20 protein-coding genes and 2 tRNA genes are annotated in these 23965 nt (G+C 40.7%); 12 read left to right on the forward strand and 10 right to left on the reverse strand.

What is annotated here, in order from left to right; genetic code table 11:
• Positions 1–56: 56 nt before the first annotated feature.
• Together R2800_09300 and R2800_09305 are read right to left on the reverse strand one after the other, a co-directional pair.
• Positions 57–908, reverse strand: coding sequence for a hypothetical protein (locus tag R2800_09300; protein ID MEZ5017235.1), 852 nt, complete (start codon positions 906–908; stop codon positions 57–59).
• Positions 909–1188: 280 nt separating this feature from the next.
• Positions 1189–1262 (reverse strand) — tRNA-Asp (locus R2800_09305).
• A 100-nt stretch (positions 1263–1362) separates the two neighbouring features.
• On the opposite strand from R2800_09305, the gene R2800_09310 reads away from it, so the two are divergent.
• The 8 genes from R2800_09310 to R2800_09345 all read left to right on the forward strand — a co-directional run bounded on the left by R2800_09310 (position 1363) and on the right by R2800_09345 (position 9626).
• Positions 1363–2316, forward strand: coding sequence for an acetyl-CoA carboxylase carboxyltransferase subunit alpha (locus R2800_09310; GenBank protein MEZ5017236.1), 954 nt, complete (start codon positions 1363–1365; stop codon positions 2314–2316).
• Positions 2317–2345: 29 nt separating this feature from the next.
• Positions 2346–3224, forward strand: a complete 879-nt coding sequence (gene dapA / locus R2800_09315; GenBank protein ID MEZ5017237.1) for a 4-hydroxy-tetrahydrodipicolinate synthase — start codon at positions 2346–2348, stop codon at positions 3222–3224.
• Between the two features lie 107 nt (positions 3225–3331).
• Positions 3332–4660 carry an adenosylhomocysteinase gene (gene ahcY / locus R2800_09320; protein ID MEZ5017238.1) on the forward strand — a complete coding sequence of 443 codons (1329 nt, stop codon included), beginning with the start codon at positions 3332–3334 and terminating at the stop codon, positions 4658–4660.
• Between the two features lie 111 nt (positions 4661–4771).
• A complete protein-coding gene (locus R2800_09325; GenBank protein ID MEZ5017239.1) occupies positions 4772–5701 on the forward strand; it encodes a T9SS type A sorting domain-containing protein in 930 nt (309 codons plus the stop codon).
• A gap of 232 nt (positions 5702–5933) precedes the next feature.
• Complete coding sequence (locus tag R2800_09330; protein MEZ5017240.1) at positions 5934–7274, forward strand: DUF3987 domain-containing protein; 1341 nt, start codon at positions 5934–5936, stop codon at positions 7272–7274.
• A 36-nt stretch (positions 7275–7310) separates the two neighbouring features.
• Entirely contained in the window at positions 7311–7628 is a 318-nt protein-coding gene (locus R2800_09335; protein MEZ5017241.1) for a hypothetical protein, read from the forward strand.
• A 48-nt stretch (positions 7629–7676) separates the two neighbouring features.
• On the forward strand, positions 7677–8612 hold the full coding sequence (locus R2800_09340; GenBank protein MEZ5017242.1) for an ATP-binding protein: 936 nt from the start codon (positions 7677–7679) through the stop codon (positions 8610–8612).
• A 228-nt stretch (positions 8613–8840) separates the two neighbouring features.
• Positions 8841–9626, forward strand: coding sequence for a peptidylprolyl isomerase (locus R2800_09345; GenBank protein MEZ5017243.1), 786 nt, complete (start codon positions 8841–8843; stop codon positions 9624–9626).
• A gap of 1 nt (position 9627) precedes the next feature.
• Here R2800_09345 and R2800_09350 read toward each other — a convergent pair whose 3' ends face one another.
• From R2800_09350 to pnuC, 7 genes are all read right to left on the reverse strand, one after another.
• Positions 9628–9951: a hypothetical protein gene (locus R2800_09350; GenBank protein ID MEZ5017244.1), complete on the reverse strand. Its 324-nt coding sequence runs from the start codon at positions 9949–9951 to the stop codon at positions 9628–9630.
• Positions 9952–9957: 6 nt separating this feature from the next.
• Positions 9958–10668, reverse strand: coding sequence for a phosphatase PAP2 family protein (locus tag R2800_09355; GenBank protein ID MEZ5017245.1), 711 nt, complete (start codon positions 10666–10668; stop codon positions 9958–9960).
• The gene (gene metH / locus R2800_09360; GenBank protein MEZ5017246.1) at positions 10641–13343 is read right to left on the reverse strand and encodes a methionine synthase; all 2703 of its coding nucleotides are present in this window, start codon (positions 13341–13343) and stop codon (positions 10641–10643) included. Before metH ends, R2800_09355 begins: the two co-directional genes overlap by 28 nt.
• 87 nt (positions 13344–13430) lie before the next feature.
• Positions 13431–15524 (reverse strand): NAD-dependent DNA ligase LigA, encoded by a 2094-nt coding sequence (gene ligA, locus R2800_09365; GenBank protein MEZ5017247.1) that lies wholly within the window; start codon positions 15522–15524, stop codon positions 13431–13433.
• Between the two features lie 32 nt (positions 15525–15556).
• Positions 15557–16177, reverse strand: coding sequence for an L-threonylcarbamoyladenylate synthase (locus R2800_09370; protein ID MEZ5017248.1), 621 nt, complete (start codon positions 16175–16177; stop codon positions 15557–15559).
• 12 nt (positions 16178–16189) lie between these two features.
• Positions 16190–16714 (reverse strand): ATP-binding protein, encoded by a 525-nt coding sequence (locus R2800_09375; protein ID MEZ5017249.1) that lies wholly within the window; start codon positions 16712–16714, stop codon positions 16190–16192.
• Positions 16711–17337 carry a nicotinamide riboside transporter PnuC gene (gene pnuC / locus R2800_09380; protein MEZ5017250.1) on the reverse strand — a complete coding sequence of 209 codons (627 nt, stop codon included), beginning with the start codon at positions 17335–17337 and terminating at the stop codon, positions 16711–16713. Before pnuC ends, R2800_09375 begins: the two co-directional genes overlap by 4 nt.
• A gap of 184 nt (positions 17338–17521) precedes the next feature.
• On the opposite strand from pnuC, the gene R2800_09385 reads away from it, so the two are divergent.
• The 3 genes from R2800_09385 (at position 17522) to R2800_09395 (ending at position 21198) form a co-directional block, all read left to right on the forward strand.
• Positions 17522–17594, forward strand: a tRNA-Phe gene (locus R2800_09385).
• A gap of 145 nt (positions 17595–17739) precedes the next feature.
• Complete coding sequence (locus R2800_09390; protein ID MEZ5017251.1) at positions 17740–18720, forward strand: ATP-binding protein; 981 nt, start codon at positions 17740–17742, stop codon at positions 18718–18720.
• Positions 18721–18732: 12 nt separating this feature from the next.
• Positions 18733–21198, forward strand: a complete 2466-nt coding sequence (locus R2800_09395) for a S8 family peptidase (GenBank protein MEZ5017252.1) — start codon at positions 18733–18735, stop codon at positions 21196–21198.
• Positions 21199–21278: 80 nt separating this feature from the next.
• Here R2800_09395 and R2800_09400 read toward each other — a convergent pair whose 3' ends face one another.
• Positions 21279–22325 (reverse strand): hypothetical protein, encoded by a 1047-nt coding sequence (locus R2800_09400; GenBank protein ID MEZ5017253.1) that lies wholly within the window; start codon positions 22323–22325, stop codon positions 21279–21281.
• A 77-nt stretch (positions 22326–22402) separates the two neighbouring features.
• On the opposite strand from R2800_09400, the gene R2800_09405 reads away from it, so the two are divergent.
• Positions 22403–23890, forward strand: coding sequence for a TIR domain-containing protein (locus R2800_09405; protein MEZ5017254.1), 1488 nt, complete (start codon positions 22403–22405; stop codon positions 23888–23890).
• Positions 23891–23965 lie beyond the last annotated feature (75 nt).

The raw sequence follows: 23965 nt of genomic DNA on the forward strand, positions 1-23965 counted from the left end.
CAATAAAATAGCCTGCAAAAAGCAGGCTATTAATTAATATACTTTTCTACTGAAATTTAGTTTTCGAAATCGAACACTTTATTATTCAATTTAAAGCCATCGATATTTTCCGTGTAACCACTAGCATATGGCGAGCCTACACGGATACCTAACCATGGATCGCTTACTCTGATACGTATACCAGGGTAAGTTGACAGTAGATCGCTCCATGTCATAGAAGTTACTGCAGTACCAGGGAACGTTCCGCCAGACCAACGCCATACAGCATTACCATTATCTATACAATCCCACTCTTGCCAAGTATCCTGAGACACAGCTCCTGATGGTGGTGTAAAAATAAGACGTCTTTGCCAAGTATCGCTTCCGTCAAAGTCTACATTAAAGTTTAAATATGCCGAACGGTTTGCTGCACCTCCATTACCTGCTGAAGGATTATAGGTACTGAATGCTAAAACACTAATGCTAGCTAATGGCGTACCTGCAAACTGATAAGTAGCCAAGTTTCTTCTCTGACTTCCGGATACGCTTATTTGCGCACTTCCAGAACCATAAGGTGTTGTTCCCGGTCCTGAAACAAAACTGCCTAGAGCATTATCAATAACATCGGTTTGATCGTTATAGAAAAACCACTTATACGGCGCAGCAGCTACATCATTAAGATTGGCAGCCATATCTCCTGCCTGAACAACCATTTGATCTCCATGACCAAAATGCGCTGCCATAGCATTAGCACTCACTTGAATAATGCTACCGTTATGTCTAAACTTTACTTTGTTGCTAGTAGCATTGTTAGACTTTTTAGACACTGCTGCACTACCATTGTCGGGCGATATATTGGCTTCATTAGAGGCCTTATTACATCCTACAACAACAGAACCTGCCAGTAACACTAAAAATAATTTTTTCATAGTTCTTAGTTTTTTGGGGTGAATTAATTCTATAAACTTACACACTGACATTTTAAATAAAGATAATACGAGCAAGTATTACACAAATTTAATACCGCTACGCGAGTGTTTTTTGCTCTAATAAGGCAAGGCTAATAGACCTTCAAAAAATGAATTAAGAACTCAGGCATTGAAAGCAACCATTCAAAGCAATGATTGTCAGCATTATTTACATAAAGAAAAAATAAGCTACATAAGGTATGGGCGCAAAAAAAGCCTGCAATTTCTTGCAAGCTTTTTGCGGACTGGACGGGACTCGAACCCGCGACCTCCGCCGTGACAGGGCGGCATTCTAACCAACTGAACTACCAATCCTTGTAGTTGGGGCAGCAAAGATAAGTTCATTTTTCTTAATTCTGCAAATGTTCTTTCAAAAATTTTCAAAGCATTACTTTTGTAGACCTAAAATAGATATATGCAATTTCTAGATTTTGAGAAACCGCTTGAAGATCTGTACGCTCAGATAGAAAAATTGAACGAGATGTCTGCTAAAAACAAAGTAGATGTTAGTGCCTCTATCAAAGAGCTGGAAGCTACTATTGAAAAAACAAGATCGAACATATACGACAACTTAACGCCTTGGCAGAGAGTACAACTTAGTCGTCATCCAGATCGCCCATATACTTTCTACTACATAGAAAATATTTTTACCAACTTCACCGAGCTACATGGTGACAGAAATGTTGGCGATGATAAAGCTATGGTTGGTGGCATGGCCGAGCTAGATGGTATGCCAGTGATGATAATGGGACAACAAAAAGGTGTGAACACCAAAATGCGTCAGCTACGCAACTTTGGTATGGCCAACCCTGAGGGCTATCGTAAAGCGCTACGCCTGATGAAGATGGCAGAAAAGTTTAATCGCCCTATTATTACTTTCATAGACACACCCGGTGCTTACCCAGGCTTAGAAGCTGAACAACGCGGACAAGCAGAGGCCATTGCCAGAAACATCTACGAGATGGTGAACCTGAAAGTACCTGTTATTTGCGTAGTGATAGGTGAAGGTGCATCTGGCGGCGCTATTGGTATAGGCGTAGGTGATAAAGTGACCATGTTGGAAAACACTTGGTACACAGTTATCTCTCCTGAAAACTGCTCTACTATTTTGTGGCGCAGCTGGGACTACAAAGTGCAAGCGGCAGAACAATTGAAACTGACCTCTTCTGACATGAAGGGCTTTAACTTGGTAGACCATGTAGTAAAAGAGCCAAACGGTGGTGCACATGCTAAGCCTGAAGAGATGGCTGCTACATTAAAGACATACCTTATAGATACGGTTAAAGAACTATCTAAAATAGACCCTGAAGAACGCATTACACAGAGAATAGAAAAATTCTCTAAAATGGGTTTCTACGAAGAAGCATAAACACTTATATAAATAGTACAATACAAATTATGGCACATCAATTTGGTGGATCAGGAGTAGCATTGGTTACCCCTTTTCTTGATGACAGCACGATTGATTACAACGGCTTGGAAAAGCTGATAAATCACGTGATAGATGGAGGTATTAATTTCTTAGTAGCATTAGGCTCAACAGGAGAAACACCTACCTTGAGTAAGGAAGAACAACAACAAGTACTGTCTTTCGTAGTAGAAAAATGCAATGGACGTGTGCCTGTAGTATGTGGTATAGCAGGCAACAATACTGCCGAAGTAGTAAACAATGTGAAAAGCTACGATCTTACTGGTGTAGCAGGTATATTAAGTGCTTCTCCCCACTACAACAAACCATCACAAGAAGGTATCTACCTGCACTTTAAAGCAATAGCAGAGGCTACGGATAAAGATATTATCCTTTACAACGTACCGGGACGTACAGGTGGGAATATGCTACCGGCTACCGTACTTCGCTTGGCTAACGATTTTAAAAACATAGTAGCCATCAAAGAAGCGAGTGGCAACCTTGGGCAGTGCATGGAAATAGTAAAAGATAAACCTGCTCATTTTGCTGTACTAAGTGGTGATGATGATCTGATACTACCGCAAATGTCTATAGGCATGGAAGGTGTTATTTCAGTAGCTGCCAACTATTTCACTAAAGACTTCACTACCATGGTAAATGCGGGACTTGCCGGAGACTTTACAACGGCACGTACTATTCACTACAAGTTAATAGATGGTATCCGACTGTTATTTGCCGATGGCAACCCTGCGGGCATTAAATGCGTGTTGAGCCAAAATGGTATTTGTCAGGAAAACCTGCGCCTGCCGCTAACACCTGTAACCGACGCTACCAGAGAAAAAATCAAACAATATTTACAGAACTATTAGACATCTATACAGGTATTAAAGGAGCTTATAACAACACATTAATAAATAGTCTATTAATGTATTATTACCTACCTTTGTGCCGAATTATTAAAAAATTACTTTAAGATATGAGTACAATGACTCGTTCAGAGATTGATTTTAAAATGCCTTACAAGGTAAAAGACATCAGCCTGGCTGATTGGGGACGTAAAGAAATTAGACTTGCAGAGGCTGAAATGCCTGGTCTTATGGCTATCCGTGAGGAGTATAAAGACCAACAACCTTTGAAGGGTGCACGTATTGCAGGTTGTCTACACATGACTATCCAAACAGCGGTATTGATCGAAACGCTTGTAGCATTGGGTGCAGAGGTACGTTGGAGCTCTTGTAACATCTTCTCTACGCAAGACCAAGCTGCTGCTGCTATTGCTGCTGCAGGTATCGGTGTTTTTGCATGGAAAGGACAAACACAAGCTGAGGCTGACTGGTGTATCGAGCAAACTTTATTCTTTGGTAGTGAAGACCGTCCGTTGAACATGATCTTGGATGATGGTGGTGACCTTACTAACATGGTATTGGACAACTACACTGAGCTAGTAGCTGGTATCAAAGGTCTTAGTGAAGAGACTACTACAGGTGTTCACCGTTTGTACGAGCGTATGAAGAAAGGAACACTTCCTATGCCTGCTATCAACGTAAACGATTCTGTTACAAAATCTAAATTCGATAATAAATACGGTTGTCAAGAGTCATTGGTAGACGCTATCCGTCGTGCTACTGACGTGATGATGGCTGGTAAGGTTGCTGTAGTAGGTGGTTATGGTGACGTGGGTAAAGGTTCTGCACAATCACTACGTGGTGCAGGTGCTCGTGTTATCGTTACAGAGATTGACCCAATATGTGCACTACAAGCAGCTATGGACGGCTTTGAAGTGAAGAAAATGATCGATGCTGTGAAAGAAGCAGACATCGTTGTTACGGCTTCTGGTTGTTGCGACCTTATTGGCGAAGAGCACTTCCGTGCTATGGGCGATAAGACTATCGTTTGTAACATCGGTCACTTCGATAACGAGATCGATATGGCATGGATCAACAAAAACTACGGTGATACAAAAGATACATTGAAACCACAGGTAGACATCTACAATGTGGATGGTAATGATATCATCATCTTGGCTGAAGGTCGTTTGGTGAACTTGGGTTGTGCTACTGGTCACCCAAGCTTTGTAATGAGTAACTCATTCACTAACCAAACTTTGGCACAGATAGAGCTTTGGAATCATACTGACCGTTACGAGAACAAAGTATACGTTCTTCCTAAGCACTTGGATGAGAAAGTAGCACGCCTACACTTAGCTAAGATCAACGTAGAGTTGGATGAGCTAACTGATGAGCAAGCAGCTTACCTAGGTATCACTAAAGATGGTCCTTACAAGGCAGAACACTACAGATACTAGTATCTAGTACATTATATTTCAAGAGCCTTCCCAATTCGGGAGGGCTTTTTTTATGACAGTTACAAGACATTAGAACACATAACTTTATAGAACATATAACTATATACTACTATGAAAAAAAACCTTTACCTACTATTATCCCTTTTGCTCTTATCCACCACCTCTATAGCTCAACCATACAAGAGTATCTTTGGGGATAGTACAAGTATGTGGACTTGTAGCTATTCCGGGTTAGCTACACACTCTATAGCTTTTTTTGCAAAAGGCGATACTACAGTTAGAGGAGAAACATATAAAAAAGTAGGCTTTTCAGGCAATAGTTACCCATTAAGTTTCCTTAACACAACACTTGGTTTATTAAGAGAAGACACAGCAACCGGTAAAGTTTGGTATCGCTCTCAGCCCAAATACAAAACTAATGCCTATAGTAATCCTGCTAGAGATACTGTAGATATACTCATCATGGATATGACCTTACAACTAGGCGACACCTTTTATACAGGCAAAGTAAGCGGTATGGGGCAAGATACTATGGCTATAGTAGATAGTGTATATATAGACACAGATAACAGAAAGCATATCAGGTTTAACAAAAAAATTGGCTGGAATTTAAATTTAGAATTTATAGAGCGTGTAGGTACAACATTAGGTATAGCCTACAAAGACAGCAACGTTATTAGTTCATTTGCTGAAAACGGAGGTTTGATTTGTTGCTTTCATGATTCTGTAAATATTTACTCAACAATCCTAAAAACCAACCTCAATAATAAATGCATACCTACTGTTGGCATTAAGCACTTGAGTAAAAAGCAACTACTCACACACCCCAACCCATCTACAGGGGTGGTAACTATAAATGTACCTACCCTTGCCAGTACTCATATCGTTGTTGCCAATATTGCAGGGCAGCTGGTGTATACTCGTACTATTAGCAACAGTCGGCAGATTAGTATAGACCTCACTACCCAACCCAAAGGTATCTATACCATACGCCTTACCAACCAGCAACATAGCTATACCAACAAACTAATTTTAGAATAACACCTTACCATATTATTCAAGAGCCTTCCCAATTCGGGAGGGCTTTTTTGTTTTTTTTGTTGTTAATTATTTTATTGTATATTTGCTATTGTAATTCTTGCCCGCAGTTGCTCACTAAGCGGCTGCTTCACCGATGGGCGTACTACTGTTTCCACTGTATCGTTTGTATCGCTGTATCGCCACCCTTTTTTCAAAAAACAGGAAAACATTAAACCTTAAAATAAAAATCACGATGAACCATCATTACTTTCTTCAGTACCTCGACGAGCACGAGTACAGCAACCAGATCTCTGCCAGCATTTACCCCCAGCTACCCCGCTTGCTACAAGAGTGCCTCAACAAAATGGAGACACCACAGGAGCGAGAGCTATTTCTGCTGGGTAGCCTTGGCGTACTTAGCGGTATGATGCCCAACGTACAGGGCAGCTATTTTGGCAAAGCCCTCTACCCCAACCTCTACTGCTTTGTGATAGGCAAATACGGCACGGGCAAAGGCGGGCTACTATGGGCAAGAAATTTGGGTAATACCGTACACGAGCAGCTACTACAAAAAGCAGAAGAACTACATAAAGACCATAGTAAACAACTGGCAGACTACAACCGTAAACTAAAGGAATTTGATAAAGGCAAGCTTGCCGAACCACCTGTAGAGCCTACACCACCTGCTCACCTCAAGCTATTCATACCCGCCAACACAACCAAAACCGCCGTGATGCAACTACTAAAAGAGAATGAGGGCAGAGGCATCATCTTTGAGACGGAGGGAGATACGCTGGCAGATATGCTAAGACAAGACTATGGCAACTTCTCCGACATACTACGCAAGGCTTATCATCACGAACCCTTAAGCTATTTTAGAAGAAGTAATAATGAGGATGTAGATATAACACTACCTGCACTAAGTGTAGTGCTTAGCGGCACGTACGACCAGCTGCTGCGCCTCATACCTACCGCAGAGAATGGGTTGTTTAGCCGATTTTGCTTTTACCTTTTGGATAGCTATACCTCCTTTAGAGACCCTTTTGCTACCGTGCACGATGATAAGGAACAATTCTTTACCTATGCCGGTGGCGAGTATGCCAAGCTATACGACAGGCTGATGGCACGTAGCGAACCCCTACAGTTCTCCCTCACTCCCGAACAACAAAAACAATTCCTAAACCTCTTTATAGAATATAAAGATGGTGTGGTAGAGATGGTAGACAGTGAGCTGGATGGTAGCGTGAACCGTATGGGGGTCATTTGTTTTAGGCTGGCGATGATACTCAGCACCCTACGCGCCTTTGAGTATAACCAACTAGATGCGCCCAAGCTGGTATGTACGGATAAAGACTTTAACATCGCAAAAGAACTTGCCGCCGTGCTACTGCACTATACCCTAGAGGTGTACGACCATATAAAGCAGCAAAACATATCGAGGAATAATACCACTATCACCCCCGAGCAGGGTGAGGAGATAAAGCAAATGGTGGAAGAAGGCTATAGCCTCCGCAACATAGCCCGTAAGGTGTTGGGAGATGCAGGGCTGCACAACAAGGTAAACCGCTATAAAAAGAACGTTTTGAAAAAATGACCCCCGATACAGCGATACAAACGATACAGCGATACAGTGATACAGCAAAACAATAATCGTCATTGCGAGGAGCTAGGCAGTACAGTAGTACTGAGCCCAATAGGTAGACAACGAAAAAAACAGGCAACAAACGATACAGCAAAAACCAACCCTACTATGACCAAATGCAAACAGTTCACCTTTACCGAAGGCGACACGACTATAGAAGCCACCATAGAGCAGTGGCTACGCAAGAACAGATATATACGAGTGCTGCACGCCCAGTTTTTACAGCTGGGTGGTGCGCTGCACTACATCATCCTCTACCATCAAGAACTTAGCGAATGGGATACTACACCCTGTGTAAATTGTTAAAGAGGGGGGAGGGTGTTTTTAAAGGATTGATATTTGGTAACTTTATAGATGGATAAAAAGTTCTACTTCGACCTTGACAAAGATGGTATTATAGACTACTTCAAAGAAGAAAGAGACGAAACTGCACAACTAGAATTTAAAAGAGGAGATGCAGATTTAAATAAACTGTACAAAGAGATTGCTGCTTTTGCCAATACAGATGGGGGCATACTCATATACGGTAGTCCAAAAGAGGAAGAAGAAAAAATAAAAGGTGATGCAAAACGACGTTTTTGCAAAGGGGATATTATTCCTTCCAAACTCACTAAAAGTGAAGATGATATTCTATCCTCCATACATAGCAACATTACTCCTGCTCCAGTAGGTATTAGTATCAAGAGAATAAAGCTTGATGAAGGTTGTGTATACATTTTCCATGTACCTAAAAGCAACAATAAACCACACCAATGTAATGGTGCATACTACATTAGGATAAACACAATGAGCCTAGCTGCGGAACACGGTACAGTTGAGATGATGTTTAAGCAGGTGCAAGAGGTAGATTTAAATGTAAAAGTTATCCATAATGAATCTAGCACTAAAGGTTTAAGTACTATAAGATTAGACCTCACAAACAAAACAAGAATTCCTGCACAGAAATTTGAGTTTTACTTTTCAATAATTGGAGAGGTTGAACAAATGGGTAAAAAAGATGAACACAAACAATTTCTCCTTGGCAGCGAATCTCTAAATTCAGGTTACTCACGGTTAAGTATCCACATGAGTTTAAACGAGGCTGTTATAGATAAAATAACTACATGGTACTCCTTTCATGATATTCTTATATCTACCGACTATTGCTATTTAGATGTTACGTATTGGGCAGAAGGAGTTCCCTCAAAAAACGATATTTACAAAATATATAAAGACTTCTCAAAACCAATAGAAGTAGTATATCCAAATACACAAGAAGCTAAAGAACACAACAAATGGCAATGGGGTTGATAACCATTCTTTTCCACCCTTATTGCTTGTTCTCACCAACATGCCCCCGTCACTGCGAGGCACGAAGCAGTCTCACGAAATGAAGGCAAGAACATTATGTATATCTTGAGATTGCCACGTCGCGAAGCTCCTCGCAATGACGTATAGTCCTCCACACTTGATACACCGTTACACAGGGTACAATTCTCATTTTTCGCCGTATATTACAATACACTAATACATAATACGATGAAAAGAATAGCTACACTAATAGTAGCCCTACTGGGCTTGGGCACAGCAGCGCAGGCACAAACGGAGGCTACCTTCTACACTACCATGGGCGATTTTGTGGTGAAGTTTGAGAACACCAAGACCCCCATCACGGTAGATAGCATGATATCGCGCATCAACAGTAAGTTTTACGACGGGTTGATATTTCACCGTGTCATCAAAAACTTTATGATACAAGGCGGCGACCCTAATGGTAACGGTACAGGCGGTCCGGGCTACTATGTACCCGATGAGTTCGACCCATCGCTAACCAATATACCCGGCACTATGGCTATGGCCAATGCGGGCCCTAATACCAATGGCAGTCAGTTCTTCATCAATGTGGTCAACAATACCCACCTTAATAATAAGCATACCGTGTTTGGCACGGTCATCACAGGCTATACTGTAGTGGAGAACATCAGTAAGGTAGCTACAGGGGCGGGAGACAAGCCCGTTACCGATGTGAGGATGGATAGCGTACGCATTACCAAACTACACGCTACTAATGTAGCCACCACACAAACAGAGGCGGGCAAGGTACAGGTATACCCCAACCCAAGTACGGGAGTGTTCACCATCGTAACGCCTAATAATGCTAAAGCACATCAAGTGATCGTAACTAATATAAAAGGACAGGTAGTACACCAAGCTACTATCAACAATACCACTAGCATCAACCTAGGCAACCAAGCCAAGGGTATGTACATTGTACAGGTAGTGAACGAACAAGGCACTTACCACACCAAGCTTTTGGTACAGTAGGTTATAGGTCTAGATAAGCGTCTACGCTGGTGCGTATCATGGCTATCAGTTCCTCGTCCATATATTGGTATTCGTCGGGGATGTCTAGTACCAAAACTTCTTTAGACTGCAACAGGGTAGAAAAATCTTGTTGTAGTCTTTTTTTATGATGTTGCTCCATCACGCATATGAGGTCTGCCCATTGCAGGAGTTTTTCATTCACTCTGGTTCTTGCAGCAGCCTCCGTACCTGCCGAGCGGGCGGTAATGCCTTCTACATGGTTATAGATCGTCTCCCCCGTAGGGCTGCGCCATTTATTTCTGCTGCAAACAAAAAGGATATTCATAGCCGTTTATAGCACATACATGTATGCCGCCATCTGTACGGCAAAGCCCAATACATAGCCTATCCATATCTGCGACTGGTTGTGCGCCCCCAATAGCATACGAGAAGTACCAATGACACCTGCTATTACTATAGCTATAAACAGAGGTACAATCATACCCACAGGGCTACTGATGAGCAACACCGTAAGCACACCAAGCATGCCTCCCGCCGCCATAGTATGCATACTCACTTTGAAGAATATATTGGTTAGGAACAATACGATAATACCCCAATAGGCTCCCAACATCAGTACCCTTAAGGTCATAGGTACATCAGGCTGATTTTTAAAAACAAGATTGGCCCAAAAGTAAAATACCATAGACCCTATTAGCGGTATGATACGCTCCTTTGAGGTGCGCATATAGATACTTTGGATAAAGCCCAAACCCTTTAGCAGCAATACCAACACAAGCGGGAACACTATGGTATTGATAGCAATGGCTGCCAGCCAGCGTACAAACTGGTCGGACGATATGGCAATAAAACCTGTAGTATCCAACTTGTAGAGCACCGCTGCCATAGCCGCAGGCATAAACATAGGATGAAAAACATACGACACTATTGCGGCAAGTGTACGCAACCATTTCACCTTAGTTCCATTAGCAGCAACTATATCAGCCGCCAAATTTTTATCTTGTTCTTTATCCATTATCCTTCTAGTATCGGCGATAGCCATTTACTTACTTCTTTCTCACTCATGCCCTTACGCTTAGCATAATCTGCTACCTGATCTTGTTGTATCCTACCTACACCAAAGTACACACTCTGCGGGTGGCTATAGTACCAGCCACAAACACTAGCTGCAGGGTACATCGCCAAATGCTCTGTAAGTGTTATGCCCGCATCTTCTGTAGCATTCAACAGGTCGAAGAGTTTGTATTTCTCTGTATGGTCAGGGCAGGCAGGGTAGCCCGGTGCCGGTCTTATACCTTGATATTTTTCTTTTACCAATTCTTCTACGGCTATCTCTTCACTTGGTACGTACCCCCAGAACTCTTTGCGCGTACGTAGATGCAGCACTTCGGCAAATGCCTCTGCCAAACGGTCGGCCATAGCCTGTAGCATTATCTTATGGTAGTCGTCGTGGTCGTCTATGTATTTTTGTAAATGAGGCTCTATACCATGTATGCTCACCGCAAATGCCCCCATATAGTCATCTTGTACAGGACTAATAAAGTCAGACAAAGAGAAGTTGGGTTGGCTAGATGCCTTTTTCAATTGTTGTCTTAACGATTCTAAATGACAAAGCTCTTTACCTTCCTCATCTTTCAGCACTACAGTATCAGGCGCTATCTTATTAACCTGCCAAAAACCTACCACACCTTTAGCTGTTAGCCATTTCTCTGCTATTATTTTATCCAACATGGCGTTGGCATCATTGTATAGCTTAGTGGCTTCCACACCCACATTTTCGTCTGTAAGTATAGCCGGGTATTTACCTTTCATCTCCCAAGCTATAAAGAACGGTCCCCAGTCGATGTACTTTCTTATCTCATTCAGGTCGTAGTCAGCAAACACCTTCGTCCCCATCAAGTTAGGCTTAGGCGGAGTATATCCTGCCCAGTCTATCTTCATCACATTTTGCTGCGCTTGGGTAAAAGGTATCAACTCCTTTACCTTACGTTTATTAGCAAAGTCTACACGTATTTTATTATACTCTTGATTGGTACTTTCTAAGTAAGCCCCTTTTTGGTCTTGGCTCAAAAGGCTACCGGCAACTGTTACACTACGGCTGGCATCCAATACATGCACCACACCATGTTCGTACTCAGGAGCTATCTTCACTGCGGTATGCGTGCGCGAAGTAGTAGCACCGCCAATAAGCAGAGGCAGGTTCATATTCCTACGCTTCATCTCTTTGGCTACGTGTACCATCTCATCCAGCGATGGTGTGATCAAACCACTCAAGCCGATCATATCCACCTTCTCTTCTACCGCCTTATCCAATATTTTATCAGCAGGCACCATTACACCCATATCTATCACATCGTATCCATTACAACCCAATACCACACCTACTATATTCTTACCAATATCATGCACATCCCCCTTCACAGTGGCCATCAATATCTTGGCAGCTCCTTTTTCATCTTCAGCCGCTAACCCTGCTTTTTCGCGTGCTAGTTTTAGCTCTTCTTTCTCCTGCTCAATGAACGGGAACAAATAAGCCACACTCTTCTTCATCACCCTTGCGCTCTTTACTACCTGTGGCAAAAACATCTTACCACTACCAAAGAGGTCTCCTACTACATTCATACCATCCATTAGTGGTCCTTCTATCACATCAAGCGGTTTAGGATATTTCACCCTAGCTTCTTCGGTATCTTCATCTATATAGTCGGTAATACCATGTACCAAAGAGTGTTTTAAACGCTCCTCAACAGCACCCAGTCTCCACTCATCTGTTTTCTTTTCTGTTTTTCCTTTTGCCTGTACGGTTTCTGCAAAAGTTATCAACCTGTCCGTTGCATCTTCCCTTCGATTTAATATTACATCTTCACAAAGCTCGCGTAGCTCTGGTTCTATCTCATCTAGTATCTGTAGTTGCCCAGCATTTACGATACCCATATCCATACCAGCATTAATAGCATGGTAAAGGAATACGCTATGCATCGCTTCACGAACAGGCTCATTACCTCTAAAGGAGAAAGACACATTACTCACCCCACCGCTTACTTTAGCCAGAGGCATTTTTTGCTTCACTATCCTTGTACCTTCAATAAAGTCTAGTGCATAGTTATTATGCTCCTCAATACCGGTAGCTACAGCAAATATGTTTAGGTCGAAGATGATATCCTGTGGTGGATAATGCACCACTTCTGTAAGTATCTTATAAGCGCGCTCGCAAATATCTACACGTCTTTGTAAGTTATCCGCTTGCCCTTGCTCGTCAAAAGCCATCACAATTACAGACGCACCAAAGCTTTTACAAATATGAGCTTGCTCTATAAATTTCTCTTCTCCTTCTTTAAGTGAAATGGAGTTTACGATACATTTTCCTTGCACACATTTAAGCCCTGCTTCTATTATCTCAAACTTTGAAGAATCGAGCATAATAGGGATCTTAGCAATATCCGGCTCTGCTTGTAGCAGGTTAAGATAGGTGGTCATCACCTTTACACCATCCAGCAAGGCATCATCCATGTTGATGTCTAATATCTGTGCTCCGTTCTCTACCTGTTGGCGTGCTACGGATAGGGCTTCTTCATATTTTTCTTCCCTTATCAAACGTGCAAAACGCTTGGAGCCTGTAACATTGGTACGCTCCCCCACGTTTACAAAGTTGGTTTCGGGACGAAGGACTAATGGTTCTAAACCGCTCAATCTTAAGAATGGACGTATCTTAGTCATATATTGTATGTATCAAAAATTGATGGCAAAGGTAATATGTCCTAGCTACAATACCCATTATATCTCACTATAAGGGCATCTAATAACTTAACCTATCAATTGTAAAAACTCTTCTTCGGTCAAAATGGTAACTGTACCTAGCTTTTTTGCCTTCTCCAGCTTAGAACCGGCATCTGCCCCTACCACCAAATAATTAAGCTTACTGCTTACGCCACTTAGTTTACTTCCTCCTTTGGCTTCTACCATAGCTTCTGCCTCACTACGTTTGAATTGTGTCAACGTTCCTGTAAACAAGAAGGTTTTACCCGACAATTCTCCGCCTGACTCTTTACTACTAGACTGCGTATTGGTAAGGTTCACCCCTTGCTCTTGCAGTTGCTCTATCATATGTCTATTCTCTGGCAGGCTAAAAAAGTGCACTGCCGAAGAGGCTACTTTGGGCCCTATATCTTCCAGAGCCATAAATTGCTCTTGTGTCCAAGTGTATAGATCAGATATGTGTGTAATAGCACGGGCTAAGGTTTTGGCTGTTGTTTCCCCTACATAGCGTATACCCAAACCAAATATCACTCTATTCAATGGTTGCTGTTTAGACCCTTCGATAGCTTCTTTCAAGTTGTTGACCGACTTTTCTTTAAAGCCTTCTAACGCTAGTACCTGCTCCCAATCTATTTGGTAAATACCAGGTATATCTTTTAACAAGCCTAGTTCATAAAACTTGCGAATATTAGACTCTCCCAAATTGCGGATGTCCATTGCATTTTTGCTAGCATAATGAATGATACGCTCTACTACCTGCGCTGCACAGTTGATATTGATACAACGCCATACGGCTTCTTCTTCGGGCTTGTCTAGTGCTTCGTTACACACAGGACAATGAGTAGGGAAATTGATGGGCTGTTCTTCCCCTGTACGCAGTTCGGGCAACGACCTTACAATATAAGGTATCACATCACCAGCACGCTCTACGAGCACTGTATCACCAATACGTAGGTCTTTCTCTTTTACCACATCTTCATTGAATAACGACAAGGAGCTTACCATTACACCACCTATAGGTGTAGGCTCTATTTTACCTACAGGTGTTATAGAACCTGTACGCCCTACCTGATATTCTACATTAATAAGCTTACTGGTGGCTTGTCTGGCTTTAAACTTATAGGCTACCGCCCAGCGTGGGTGGTGGCTGGTCATACCCATCCTATCTTGTAGTTCAAAGCTGTTTACTTTTATCACTAAACCATCTACCTCAAAAGGCAAGCTATCTCTCTTCTCTTCAAAAGCGGCACAGAAATCGATCACCTCATCAATTGTTTTAAAACGCTGCATCTCTTTGACTGGTGTAGGGTATCCTAACTGATACAGCCACTCCAGCGATCCATAATGCGTATTCAATGCTTCAGGCAGTACACTACCTTCTACTAAGGTATAATCACTGATATGGTACAGCACAGCTGACAGCTTTCTCTTACTCACCTCCTGTGGGTCGAGCATACGCAATGTACCTGATGCAGCATTACGTGGATTAGCCAATGGCGCTAACCCTTCTGCTGCACGCTGTTCATTAAATTGGGCAAATACATCTTTATGTATCACTACCTCGCCACGTATCTCTATTTGACTAATACCCTCACCCTCTAACTTGGCAGACAGCGGTAAAGAACGAATCAACTTTGCATTGGTCGTTATGTCCTCACCCATTACCCCGTCACCACGAGTAGCGCCACGTGTTAGTTGTCCGTTATCATATATCAAAGAAATACTAGCCCCATCATATTTGGGTTCTACGCAATACTCTATCTGGTCGGTCTCAGCATAGTCTTTACAACGTTTGTCCCAGTCGCGTAGGTCATCAGCATTGTAGGTATTATCCAAACTCAGCATAGGTACCAAGTGGCTAACTGTAGGGAACTTTTCACTCAAACCCTTGGCCACACGTTGTGTAGGAGAATCGGGTGTTATTTGTTGCGGATATTTATCTTCTAATGCCTTTAACTTCTTATATAAAGTATCGTACTCTACATCCGCCAATACGGGTTCACTCTGCACATAATATTTCCAATCGTTGTAGTTAATAACCTCTCTTAACAATTGAATTTCTTGCAACTCATCTACAGATGGTTGGTTCAGCAAAGTTTTTGCTTGTTCAAATAAGCGTTGTTCGTCCTGCTTTGTGTACATGATAGCGAAGATAATGCTATCACTAATAATATTTATCCTTGCAGGGTATCCCAATCACCCGCACCTGCTCTTAATAACTCTGGGGCTCCGTCCACACAGCTTATTACTGTAGAAGGTTCATAGCCACCATACCCTCCATTTATGACTATATCCACTTGATTTTCGAAGATATCGTGTATCAATTCAGGGTCAGTATAATACTCTACGTCTTCCTCCATAGGCAACGAAGTACTCATAATAGGATTGCCCAATGCCGCCACTATAGCCTGACAGATATTATGATCAGGCACACGTATACCGACCGTATCTTTTTTGGTCTTTAGTGTCTTAGGTACTTGCTTGCTGGCATTGAGGATAAAAGTGTATGGACCGGGTAGGGCTTGCTTCAACAACCTAAACGTAGGCGTGTCAATACTCTTAGCATAGTCGCTTATATGACTCAAGTCTGCACATACGAATGAGAACTGTGCCTTTTTAGGATCTACCCCTTTTATCTGTGCTATACGGGCTATCGCTTTTGCGTTGTAAATATCACAACCCAAGCCGTAAATAGTATCAGTAGGATAAATGATAACACCCCCATCTCTCAAACACTCTACTACAGTATCTATGTTTCGTTGTTGCGGATTATCGGGATGTATGTGCAAAAGCATAATGTAAAGTTACTAATTAAAAGTACTCTTGATAAACTTTAGTGCAGTTTGCAAGCGCTCTTCTTCATTACCACTAACTACAGTATAGGGTAGCCCCGTTTCTGCAACTAACTTTTTGTAGATATAGAAAAACTTTTGCCTGTCCTCTAAGGCAGGGTATTCTCTTTGCGGGTCATCTTCCCAAGGCAAATCTGTATCTGTTAATAGATATAGATCGTACTTTCTGTTCTTTATTTGCTCCTCTACCCAAGTATGACAGTTACCGTATTTAGCTTCACTCCAAACTTTTATTACATGCAGGTCTGTGTCACATATCAGGTATCTATCAGCATAGGGTATCATGCTCTCCTCTGCTCTTACCTGCCCTATTGCCATACGGTGCAGATCAGCCTCTATATATTTCCGTCCCAGATCTTCCAGATATTCTCTTGCGAACTCCGGCACCCACATGGTATCCAGTTCTTTTGCTAATGCCTCACTAAGTGTGCTCTTGCCTGTAGACTCTGGCCCAATTACTACGACCTTCTTTATACTCACGCTCTACTTTTTTCTTCTTGTAAACGATATAATTTAAGCCATCTGAAGTAGCCAAATACAGCTACTATAAATAAAAACAGGGTTAGTATTGCATAAAAAGCCAACCCTTTATATAACAATAGAGGTATGGCTATAGCATTACTGATATTGAGCAATATCCAATTCTGCACCTTATGCTTTGCCAACAGCCACATGCCTGCCCAAGCTGCCGAAGAAACAATAGCATCAAGCATTGGTACGTCTGAATCCGTAAAGCGGCTAAGCACAAAATATAAAATACCCCAACCCAGTACTACTATTGCTGTAGTTATCACCCAGTCGGTTTTGCCATTTATGCTTATCACACTCTTGCCTTCCTTTCCCCTATTCTTCACCCATAGTATCCAACCATAGACACTCATAATGAAGTAGTACATATTTAAAGCCGACTCTGCGTACAGCTTAGCATTTATCATCACATAAACACTAATAACAGTACTTATAATACCTGTAGGATACAACCATACACTATTCCTATTGGCCAACACTACACTTACCATCCCAAACACTACAGCAACAATTTCTGTTACCGACGTATTGAGTAAATCACTCAGAAATTTTATAAAGAATTCCTCTAAACTCATTGACCCACAAAAGTACTACCTTAATTGTTGATACTTTCATCTTTTATAGGATCGGCTATTCCCTACCAACACATTAAAACACTTTTACATGTCACTTATTTTTTTTCGAAAAAAGATGGTGTAAATGATTTTAGGTTTTGGTTATTTCAGTTTAAGTACTATTTTTGCCATCCCAAATACGGAAGGTGTGGTAGCTCAGTTGGTAGAGCAAAGGACTGAAAATCCTTGTGTCGGGGGTTCAATTCCCTCCCACACCACTTAAAAATCAAGCAGTTATGATGAATTTCATAGCTGCTTTTTCTTTTGGTCGAACAATGGTCGAACAAGTAATAGACAGGGAATTACAAATCTATATAATATTAATACAAGACAGTCTTTTAATAAGTATATTTGTGAATATTCATGGCAGCCGCAGAACAAATAAAAAGCTTAATTAAATCCTTCGGTGATGGTGATGAGACGCGCTTTTATGCGACGGCTATGCAAATAGCAGCTTCGGAGGCTAGAAACGGTCATATGGCTTTAGCTGAGGAGCTAAAGAAGCTGATTGACAATGCTAAAAGCAGCAGACCGCAAAATTTTGGTGTTGTAAAGTCTTTCCCTTTAAGTGCTACTCAAAGAGAACTCAATGACCTATTAGAGTTATCGCATCCAGGTGAGAAGCTAAAAGAAATGGTTTTGGATTCAACAGTTGAAAAAACACTGAAACGAATTCTAGATGAACACAAAAAATTAGAAATTTTGCGTAGCAACAATTTATTCCCGAGGAAGAAATTGTTGTTTGTGGGGCCCCCTGGTTGCGGCAAGACCCTTTCAGCAAAAGTTTTAGCAAGTGAACTCGCTATACCGCTTTTTATCATTAGACTTGATGGATTAATAAGCAGATATATGGGTGAATCCATTGCCAAGCTCAGATTAATATTTGAGTCTATGAACCAATTTCGTGCAGTTTATTTTTTCGACGAATTTGATAGCATTGGAACAACTAGACATCAGCAAAATGACGTAGGAGAGATTAAAAGAGTTTTAAATTCTTTTCTTCTCCAAATTGAAAAGGATAATTCGAATAGTGTTGTTATAGCTGCAACCAATATCCCAGAATATTTAGACCAAGCACTATTTAGAAGGTTTGATGACATCTTACAATATCCATTACCTGATGTTAGCGAGTTAAAAAGATTGTTCAAAAAAGAATTGCAAAATTTTAAGCTCTCGAAGAAATTTGATCTTCAGAAAATTGCGAATGAATCAATTGGTTTAAGTTATGCAGATGTGCATAGAATCTGCGAAGATATGGTTAAGGACTATCTAGTATATGGCGAAGGTGAAATTTCTGAAGAACGCCTAATAAAATATGCACATCATCGCAAAAATCCATTTTAGTAAAGTTCCACAATGCCACCATTTAAACGCGAACATATTGTATTAAATAGCCAACCTGAGACATTAAGATATACAAGTCCCAATACGGGTAGATCTAAAGTTATCCCTCGTGAAATTGGTGACCGTGTAGCACATGGCAACCAAGTTCGGGATGAACTTAATCAATCAGTACAAGCATTTCAGCGAGAAGGGGATGAGGATGTTATATATATTGTTATTAAATCACCGATTGATTTTCTCATTGATATTGATAAGTTTGACAAAGGCAGCTTCCGACTTGCATCATATAAAAAAATACCTTCTATAGTAGAGGAAAATAATACAACAAACTATTATGAAGCTACAGTCTGTTTGAACCGCCATGCAGTATCACTATTTTTAACCAAAATAGAAAAGTACCTGACAGAGGAAACGCCAACAGGAAATCCGAAAAACAACTCTTTAATAGCTAATATTGAACAGATAAGAGCCGCGACATTAGAGAGCTTTTGGCAGGAACCAGAACTTCCATTTCCTCAACATGATGACAACGTTTGGTGGGAAGTTTGGCTAGCCAAGAGTGGCAGTGCAAACGACATAAATGTAAATGCCCAAGTGGCTACTTCATTAGTCGAAAGAAATATCCAAGTTGCTGAACGTGTACTCGAGTTTCCTGAGCACTCGGTTTATTTAGTAAGGGGGACGGTGCAGCAGTTAGCTAACACCGTTTTGTATTCCGATAGACTTGCTGAAATCAGAAAGCCGAGGGATTTAACAGACTTCTTTACTAACCTTGAATATGGTGAACAAACTGACTGGCTTGACGATCTCATTGCACGAACGGACGTTCGTTCGGCAAATAATGAGGTAGTGGTTTGTCTTTTAGATACAGGGGTAAATAGAAGTCACCCTCTTTTGGTAAATCTTATCCCTGAACATCACTTAGATAGTGTAAATCCAGCTTGGGGTACTGCGGATAACCGTACGCCTGACGGTCATGGAACACCTATGGCAGGCATTGCATTATATGGCGACCTTTCTGAAATAATGGGTTCCGATAATCGAATTGAAATCTTACATCATCTAGAAAGTATAAAATTAATTAACGACAACGCCCCACATGCCCCAGATTTATACGGCGCGGTAACTCAAGAGGCAATTGCTCGAGGGCTTGTAATAAATCCAAACTTCAAGAGAGTTGTGTGCATGGCTGTAACCAGTGCTGATATCGTGCATCGAGGCCGACCGACCTCGTGGTCATCTGCTATTGATCAAACTCTTTTTGGCACTATTGAGCAAAGAAACGACAAGACATTATTGATGGTATCATCAGGTAATTTACCGCTTGAAGAAAGAGTAAACTACCCTATTGGAAATGTAGATTTTACGATTGAAGATCCAGCACAGTCCTACAACGCAATTACTGTTGGTTCTTATACTCTGAAGGACGTTATTGATGAGGGCGCGTTCCCAGGTTCTGAAGTTCTAGCGCGTAGAGGCGCAATGTCGCCTTGTAATACCACTTCTATCGGTTGGCTACATGAATGGTGCAAGAAGCCTGATATTGTCATGGAAGGAGGGAATGCTGCCATTCAAAACGGTGATGCCATTTACCCGGATTCATTAATGCTTCTTAGTATTTCAAGGAAACGTTTTGGCCACAGTAGCCCTTTGACAACTTTTAGGGATACAAGTGCATCAACTGCTTTAGCATCAAAATTTGCTGCGGAGCTCTATACCGCTTATCCAAACTTACGGCCTGAAACTATTCGTGCATTAATGGTGCATTCTGCAGAGTGGACTCCAGAAATGCTGAATAACAGAAATATTAGCCAGTTAAATAGCCTCGAGAAAGAACGTTTGCTAGCGCACGTTGGGTACGGCGTTCCAAACTTTGAACGTGCAAAATATAGCGCCAATAATTCCCTTTCTATGATTGTAGAACGTACAATTAAACCGTTTCGTCTTGAAGGGTCGTTAGTCAAGACTGATGAGTTTCACCTGTTTGACTTACCTTGGCCAACGGATGTTCTACAAGACCTGTTAGGCACAGTCGTAAAATTTAAAATAACACTTTCTTATTTCATTGAACCTAACCCTGGCAACAGACAATACGAACTATCAGCGAGTTATAAATCTCATGGACTTCGGTTTAAAATGATAAATCCACTGGAAACTGTCGAAAACTTTAGAGGTAGAATTAGCCGTGCTGAAAGAGCTGCAAATTACGCAAATGAAGGTGGCGAACAATGGATTTTGGGAACACAGCTTCGAGATAAAGGTTGCATACATAAAGATATATGGGAAGGTACAGCAGCGGATCTGGCTACGCGCAATAAAATAGCGGTATATCCTATTGGAGGCTGGTGGAAAACTCGACGAAACCTTACTCGGTACGATAATCAAGTTCATTATAGCCTTGTTATGACGATTGACACACCGTCAGTCGATACCGATATTTATACACCAGTTCAAGTCCAAATCCCGATAGAAGTTTAACTATTATCACACGACACATCCTCAGTGTTTTTTCAAATAATAAGTCAGGTTTATGCTATCTTAGACTATAAGTAATCTTTTCACCGAATTGAGCGTACCCTTTCTATCCTCTCCAAAACATAATCTGGATATTGTCCATCAAAGTACTCAAATACTAATGGATTGCCAGTCAAAAATTGTCCGACAAATTCCATCCATATTTCGACGGTATACTCACCATTTAATTTAAACAGCTTTAATGAGTCTCCCTTAATGTGTCCGCTGTTCTTAATGTTGTAATTAAAATCAGAATCACGGCGTGCTAGATATTCATCCTTATTATAAAAATGGATAGCGCCGTCTAAATGATTACACATGCCCGTCTGAATATCAAATTCTGCATGTAAATATTTTGAGGGATAATATTCTAAGCCATTTCGCACTATCATAGTCTGCTCTTGTCTGAATTCTTCTGCCTGGAAAGTTTTAATTCCTTGTCTGGACGACCACTTAATATCTAGTGAGTGAACACCTCCAAATATCAATTCAATGTAACGTTCTAATAAATCCAATGGCGGGGCTATTTTTGATATTGAATCTGGAATTTCTCTTATATCTTTATTGAATTTTGGACCGTACCATGTATCAAGTTCCATATATCCATTTGTGTCGAGATTGATACGCACTCTATCATAGTCCAGTGCTATATGAGCCTGTATGTTGGGATCGGTTATTGACCAAAAATACTCAATGAACCTAGGTGAGAAATTATTCCATGGATGATAGCTTCTCCGAAAATAAGGATGAGCCATAAGGATATGAGTGTCGCTATAAAGGTATCCTTTAGCAAAAAAATGGCGTTTGAATTTGCTTTGAAGAATACTATAGTCCATTAAACCATCTTGATCAATAGTAAGTTCTGGATGTAATAATGGAACAATACCGGGATAATTCACAACTATTCCAGTTGTAGGGATAAATTCGAAATTGCTGTCGTTAAGGGCAATCCCTAGATTCGCTGCATAAAGCTTATATTTTTCAATAAGCTCAACGTTCTCTATTAGCTCTGAAACCATTTCAAGTTTTCTCTTGTTCTCAAGGTTTTCAAAACTGTCTTCCTTTTCTTCATCATTCTTTTGACTGCTCATAATTTTAAAGTTATCAATTATTCAGGTAGGACTAAAGAACCTATTATTGCATATAGGAAATGAACTATTTTTATAGCATGAACTTTGGAAAATATCTTGATAAAATCCTGACCTATCTTGTTGAAAATCCTGAATTAAACAACATCAATGCATACACTATCCAGAAAAAAATTCTGGATAACAGAGTCTCATTAGTAGAGGCAAACAATCTTTTACAATTACTACAGGAGTCCAGCTATGTAACCACGAACAGTAATAGATTTATAGGAGTGTCACAAGACACGGAGAATTTTTTACAAAGTGGTGGGTTTCAGAAACTTTTTCCTGAACATTCTGAAATAATAGCAATGTCGAGCAACTCCGATATAAAAATATTCCTTTCATATTGCTGGAAGCAAGAAAAAGAAGCACAGGAAGTCCATAAGGACTTGTCTCAAATAGGTGTAACTATTAAAAAGGATGATCATGTATTACGCTATAAGGATAGTATACATGACTATATGAGTTCAATACGGACTGACGACTTTGCATTGGTGTTAATCAGTGAAGATTTTCTTAAGTCAAGGAATTGCATGAATGAAATGATTCATATTTCTAAGGAACAAAATGCATGGGTAAAAATATTACCGGTTATAGTAGATGGTACCGTTCTATATCGACCAAAGGATAGACTAGCATACATTAAATATTGGGAGGATGAGCTTAAAGATTTGCAGGAACAAATAACAAACCTTCCCCCTTACAAAAGTTTGTCACTACACGAAGAAATTAAGGTAGTTGCCGAAATATCAATGATGATAGACACGTTTCTCTCTACGTTGGTGAAAGAGAAAAATGTGTACCTAAGCGATTTAAAAGAAAGTGGTTATAAAGAACTTCATGAAAAGATTGGAGTTGAAAACTTATCGTATGCATTCAATCTGCTGGAGATTTCTTTCATGAACGATGCAGAAGAAAGGGAGCTGGCGTTGTCAGAATATTCTAATAAGTTTCCGATCAACGGTTTTTACTGGGGTATCATGGCAGCGACAGCTAAGATGTCTAAACGCTTTAGGCTTGCAAAGGAATATTATATTAGATCAATCGAACTTTCTCCAGATAATATTGCATCACTTAATAATCTCGGGATGCTATATCTTGAATATTTCAAAGATTTTACTGCTGCACGAGATTGTTTTCAGAAGGTGCTTAATATTGATGAGAAGCACACAATCAGCAGACTAAATCTAGGAGTTGTTTACACTGAACTTGGAGAACGGGGAAAAGCATTCCTAGAATACTCATTCATTCTTACATATGACCCTAAAAATGCTCAAGCGCATTGTAACATCGGTAATTATTATCGAATGGATAACATAAATCACGAAAAAGCTGAAGAGCATTATAAACTTGCTCTGGACTCCGACCCGACCCTTCCTGAAACCTATCTTAACTATGGCAATTTCCTAAAAAATAGTGGTAAACTAGAGGAGGGAAACGAATTATACAAGCGCCTCCTCAAATTGGATATTCGAGATGATGTTCGGGAAGCTGTTCAAACATTACTAAAAAGCAATAAAGGGTGATACAGATATTTCTCGATAAGTTTAACCGCTACGAATAAATCTAAACTGAGATTACAGCATTATTGCTATAGCTTA

It is taken from the genome of Flavipsychrobacter sp. (assembly GCA_041392855.1).
Lineage (GTDB): Bacteria > Bacteroidota > Bacteroidia > Chitinophagales > Chitinophagaceae > UBA5543.

Coding starts and splice junctions, on each gene's coding strand:
- R2800_09300 (MEZ5017235.1), bottom strand. CDS start 908: ATGAAAAAATTATTTTTAGTGTTACTGGCAGGTTCTGTTGTTGTAGGA.
- R2800_09310 (MEZ5017236.1), top strand. CDS start 1,363: ATGCAATTTCTAGATTTTGAGAAACCGCTTGAAGATCTGTACGCTCAG.
- dapA (MEZ5017237.1), top strand. CDS start 2,346: ATGGCACATCAATTTGGTGGATCAGGAGTAGCATTGGTTACCCCTTTT.
- ahcY (MEZ5017238.1), top strand. CDS start 3,332: ATGAGTACAATGACTCGTTCAGAGATTGATTTTAAAATGCCTTACAAG.
- R2800_09325 (MEZ5017239.1), top strand. CDS start 4,772: ATGAAAAAAAACCTTTACCTACTATTATCCCTTTTGCTCTTATCCACC.
- R2800_09330 (MEZ5017240.1), top strand. CDS start 5,934: ATGAACCATCATTACTTTCTTCAGTACCTCGACGAGCACGAGTACAGC.
- R2800_09340 (MEZ5017242.1), top strand. CDS start 7,677: ATGGATAAAAAGTTCTACTTCGACCTTGACAAAGATGGTATTATAGAC.
- R2800_09345 (MEZ5017243.1), top strand. CDS start 8,841: ATGAAAAGAATAGCTACACTAATAGTAGCCCTACTGGGCTTGGGCACA.
- R2800_09350 (MEZ5017244.1), bottom strand. CDS start 9,951: ATGAATATCCTTTTTGTTTGCAGCAGAAATAAATGGCGCAGCCCTACG.
- R2800_09355 (MEZ5017245.1), bottom strand. CDS start 10,668: ATGGCTATCGCCGATACTAGAAGGATAATGGATAAAGAACAAGATAAA.
- metH (MEZ5017246.1), bottom strand. CDS start 13,343: ATGACTAAGATACGTCCATTCTTAAGATTGAGCGGTTTAGAACCATTA.
- ligA (MEZ5017247.1), bottom strand. CDS start 15,524: ATGTACACAAAGCAGGACGAACAACGCTTATTTGAACAAGCAAAAACT.
- R2800_09370 (MEZ5017248.1), bottom strand. CDS start 16,177: ATGCTTTTGCACATACATCCCGATAATCCGCAACAACGAAACATAGAT.
- pnuC (MEZ5017250.1), bottom strand. CDS start 17,337: ATGAGTTTAGAGGAATTCTTTATAAAATTTCTGAGTGATTTACTCAAT.
- R2800_09390 (MEZ5017251.1), top strand. CDS start 17,740: ATGGCAGCCGCAGAACAAATAAAAAGCTTAATTAAATCCTTCGGTGAT.
- R2800_09395 (MEZ5017252.1), top strand. CDS start 18,733: ATGCCACCATTTAAACGCGAACATATTGTATTAAATAGCCAACCTGAG.
- R2800_09400 (MEZ5017253.1), bottom strand. CDS start 22,325: ATGAGCAGTCAAAAGAATGATGAAGAAAAGGAAGACAGTTTTGAAAAC.
- R2800_09405 (MEZ5017254.1), top strand. CDS start 22,403: ATGAACTTTGGAAAATATCTTGATAAAATCCTGACCTATCTTGTTGAA.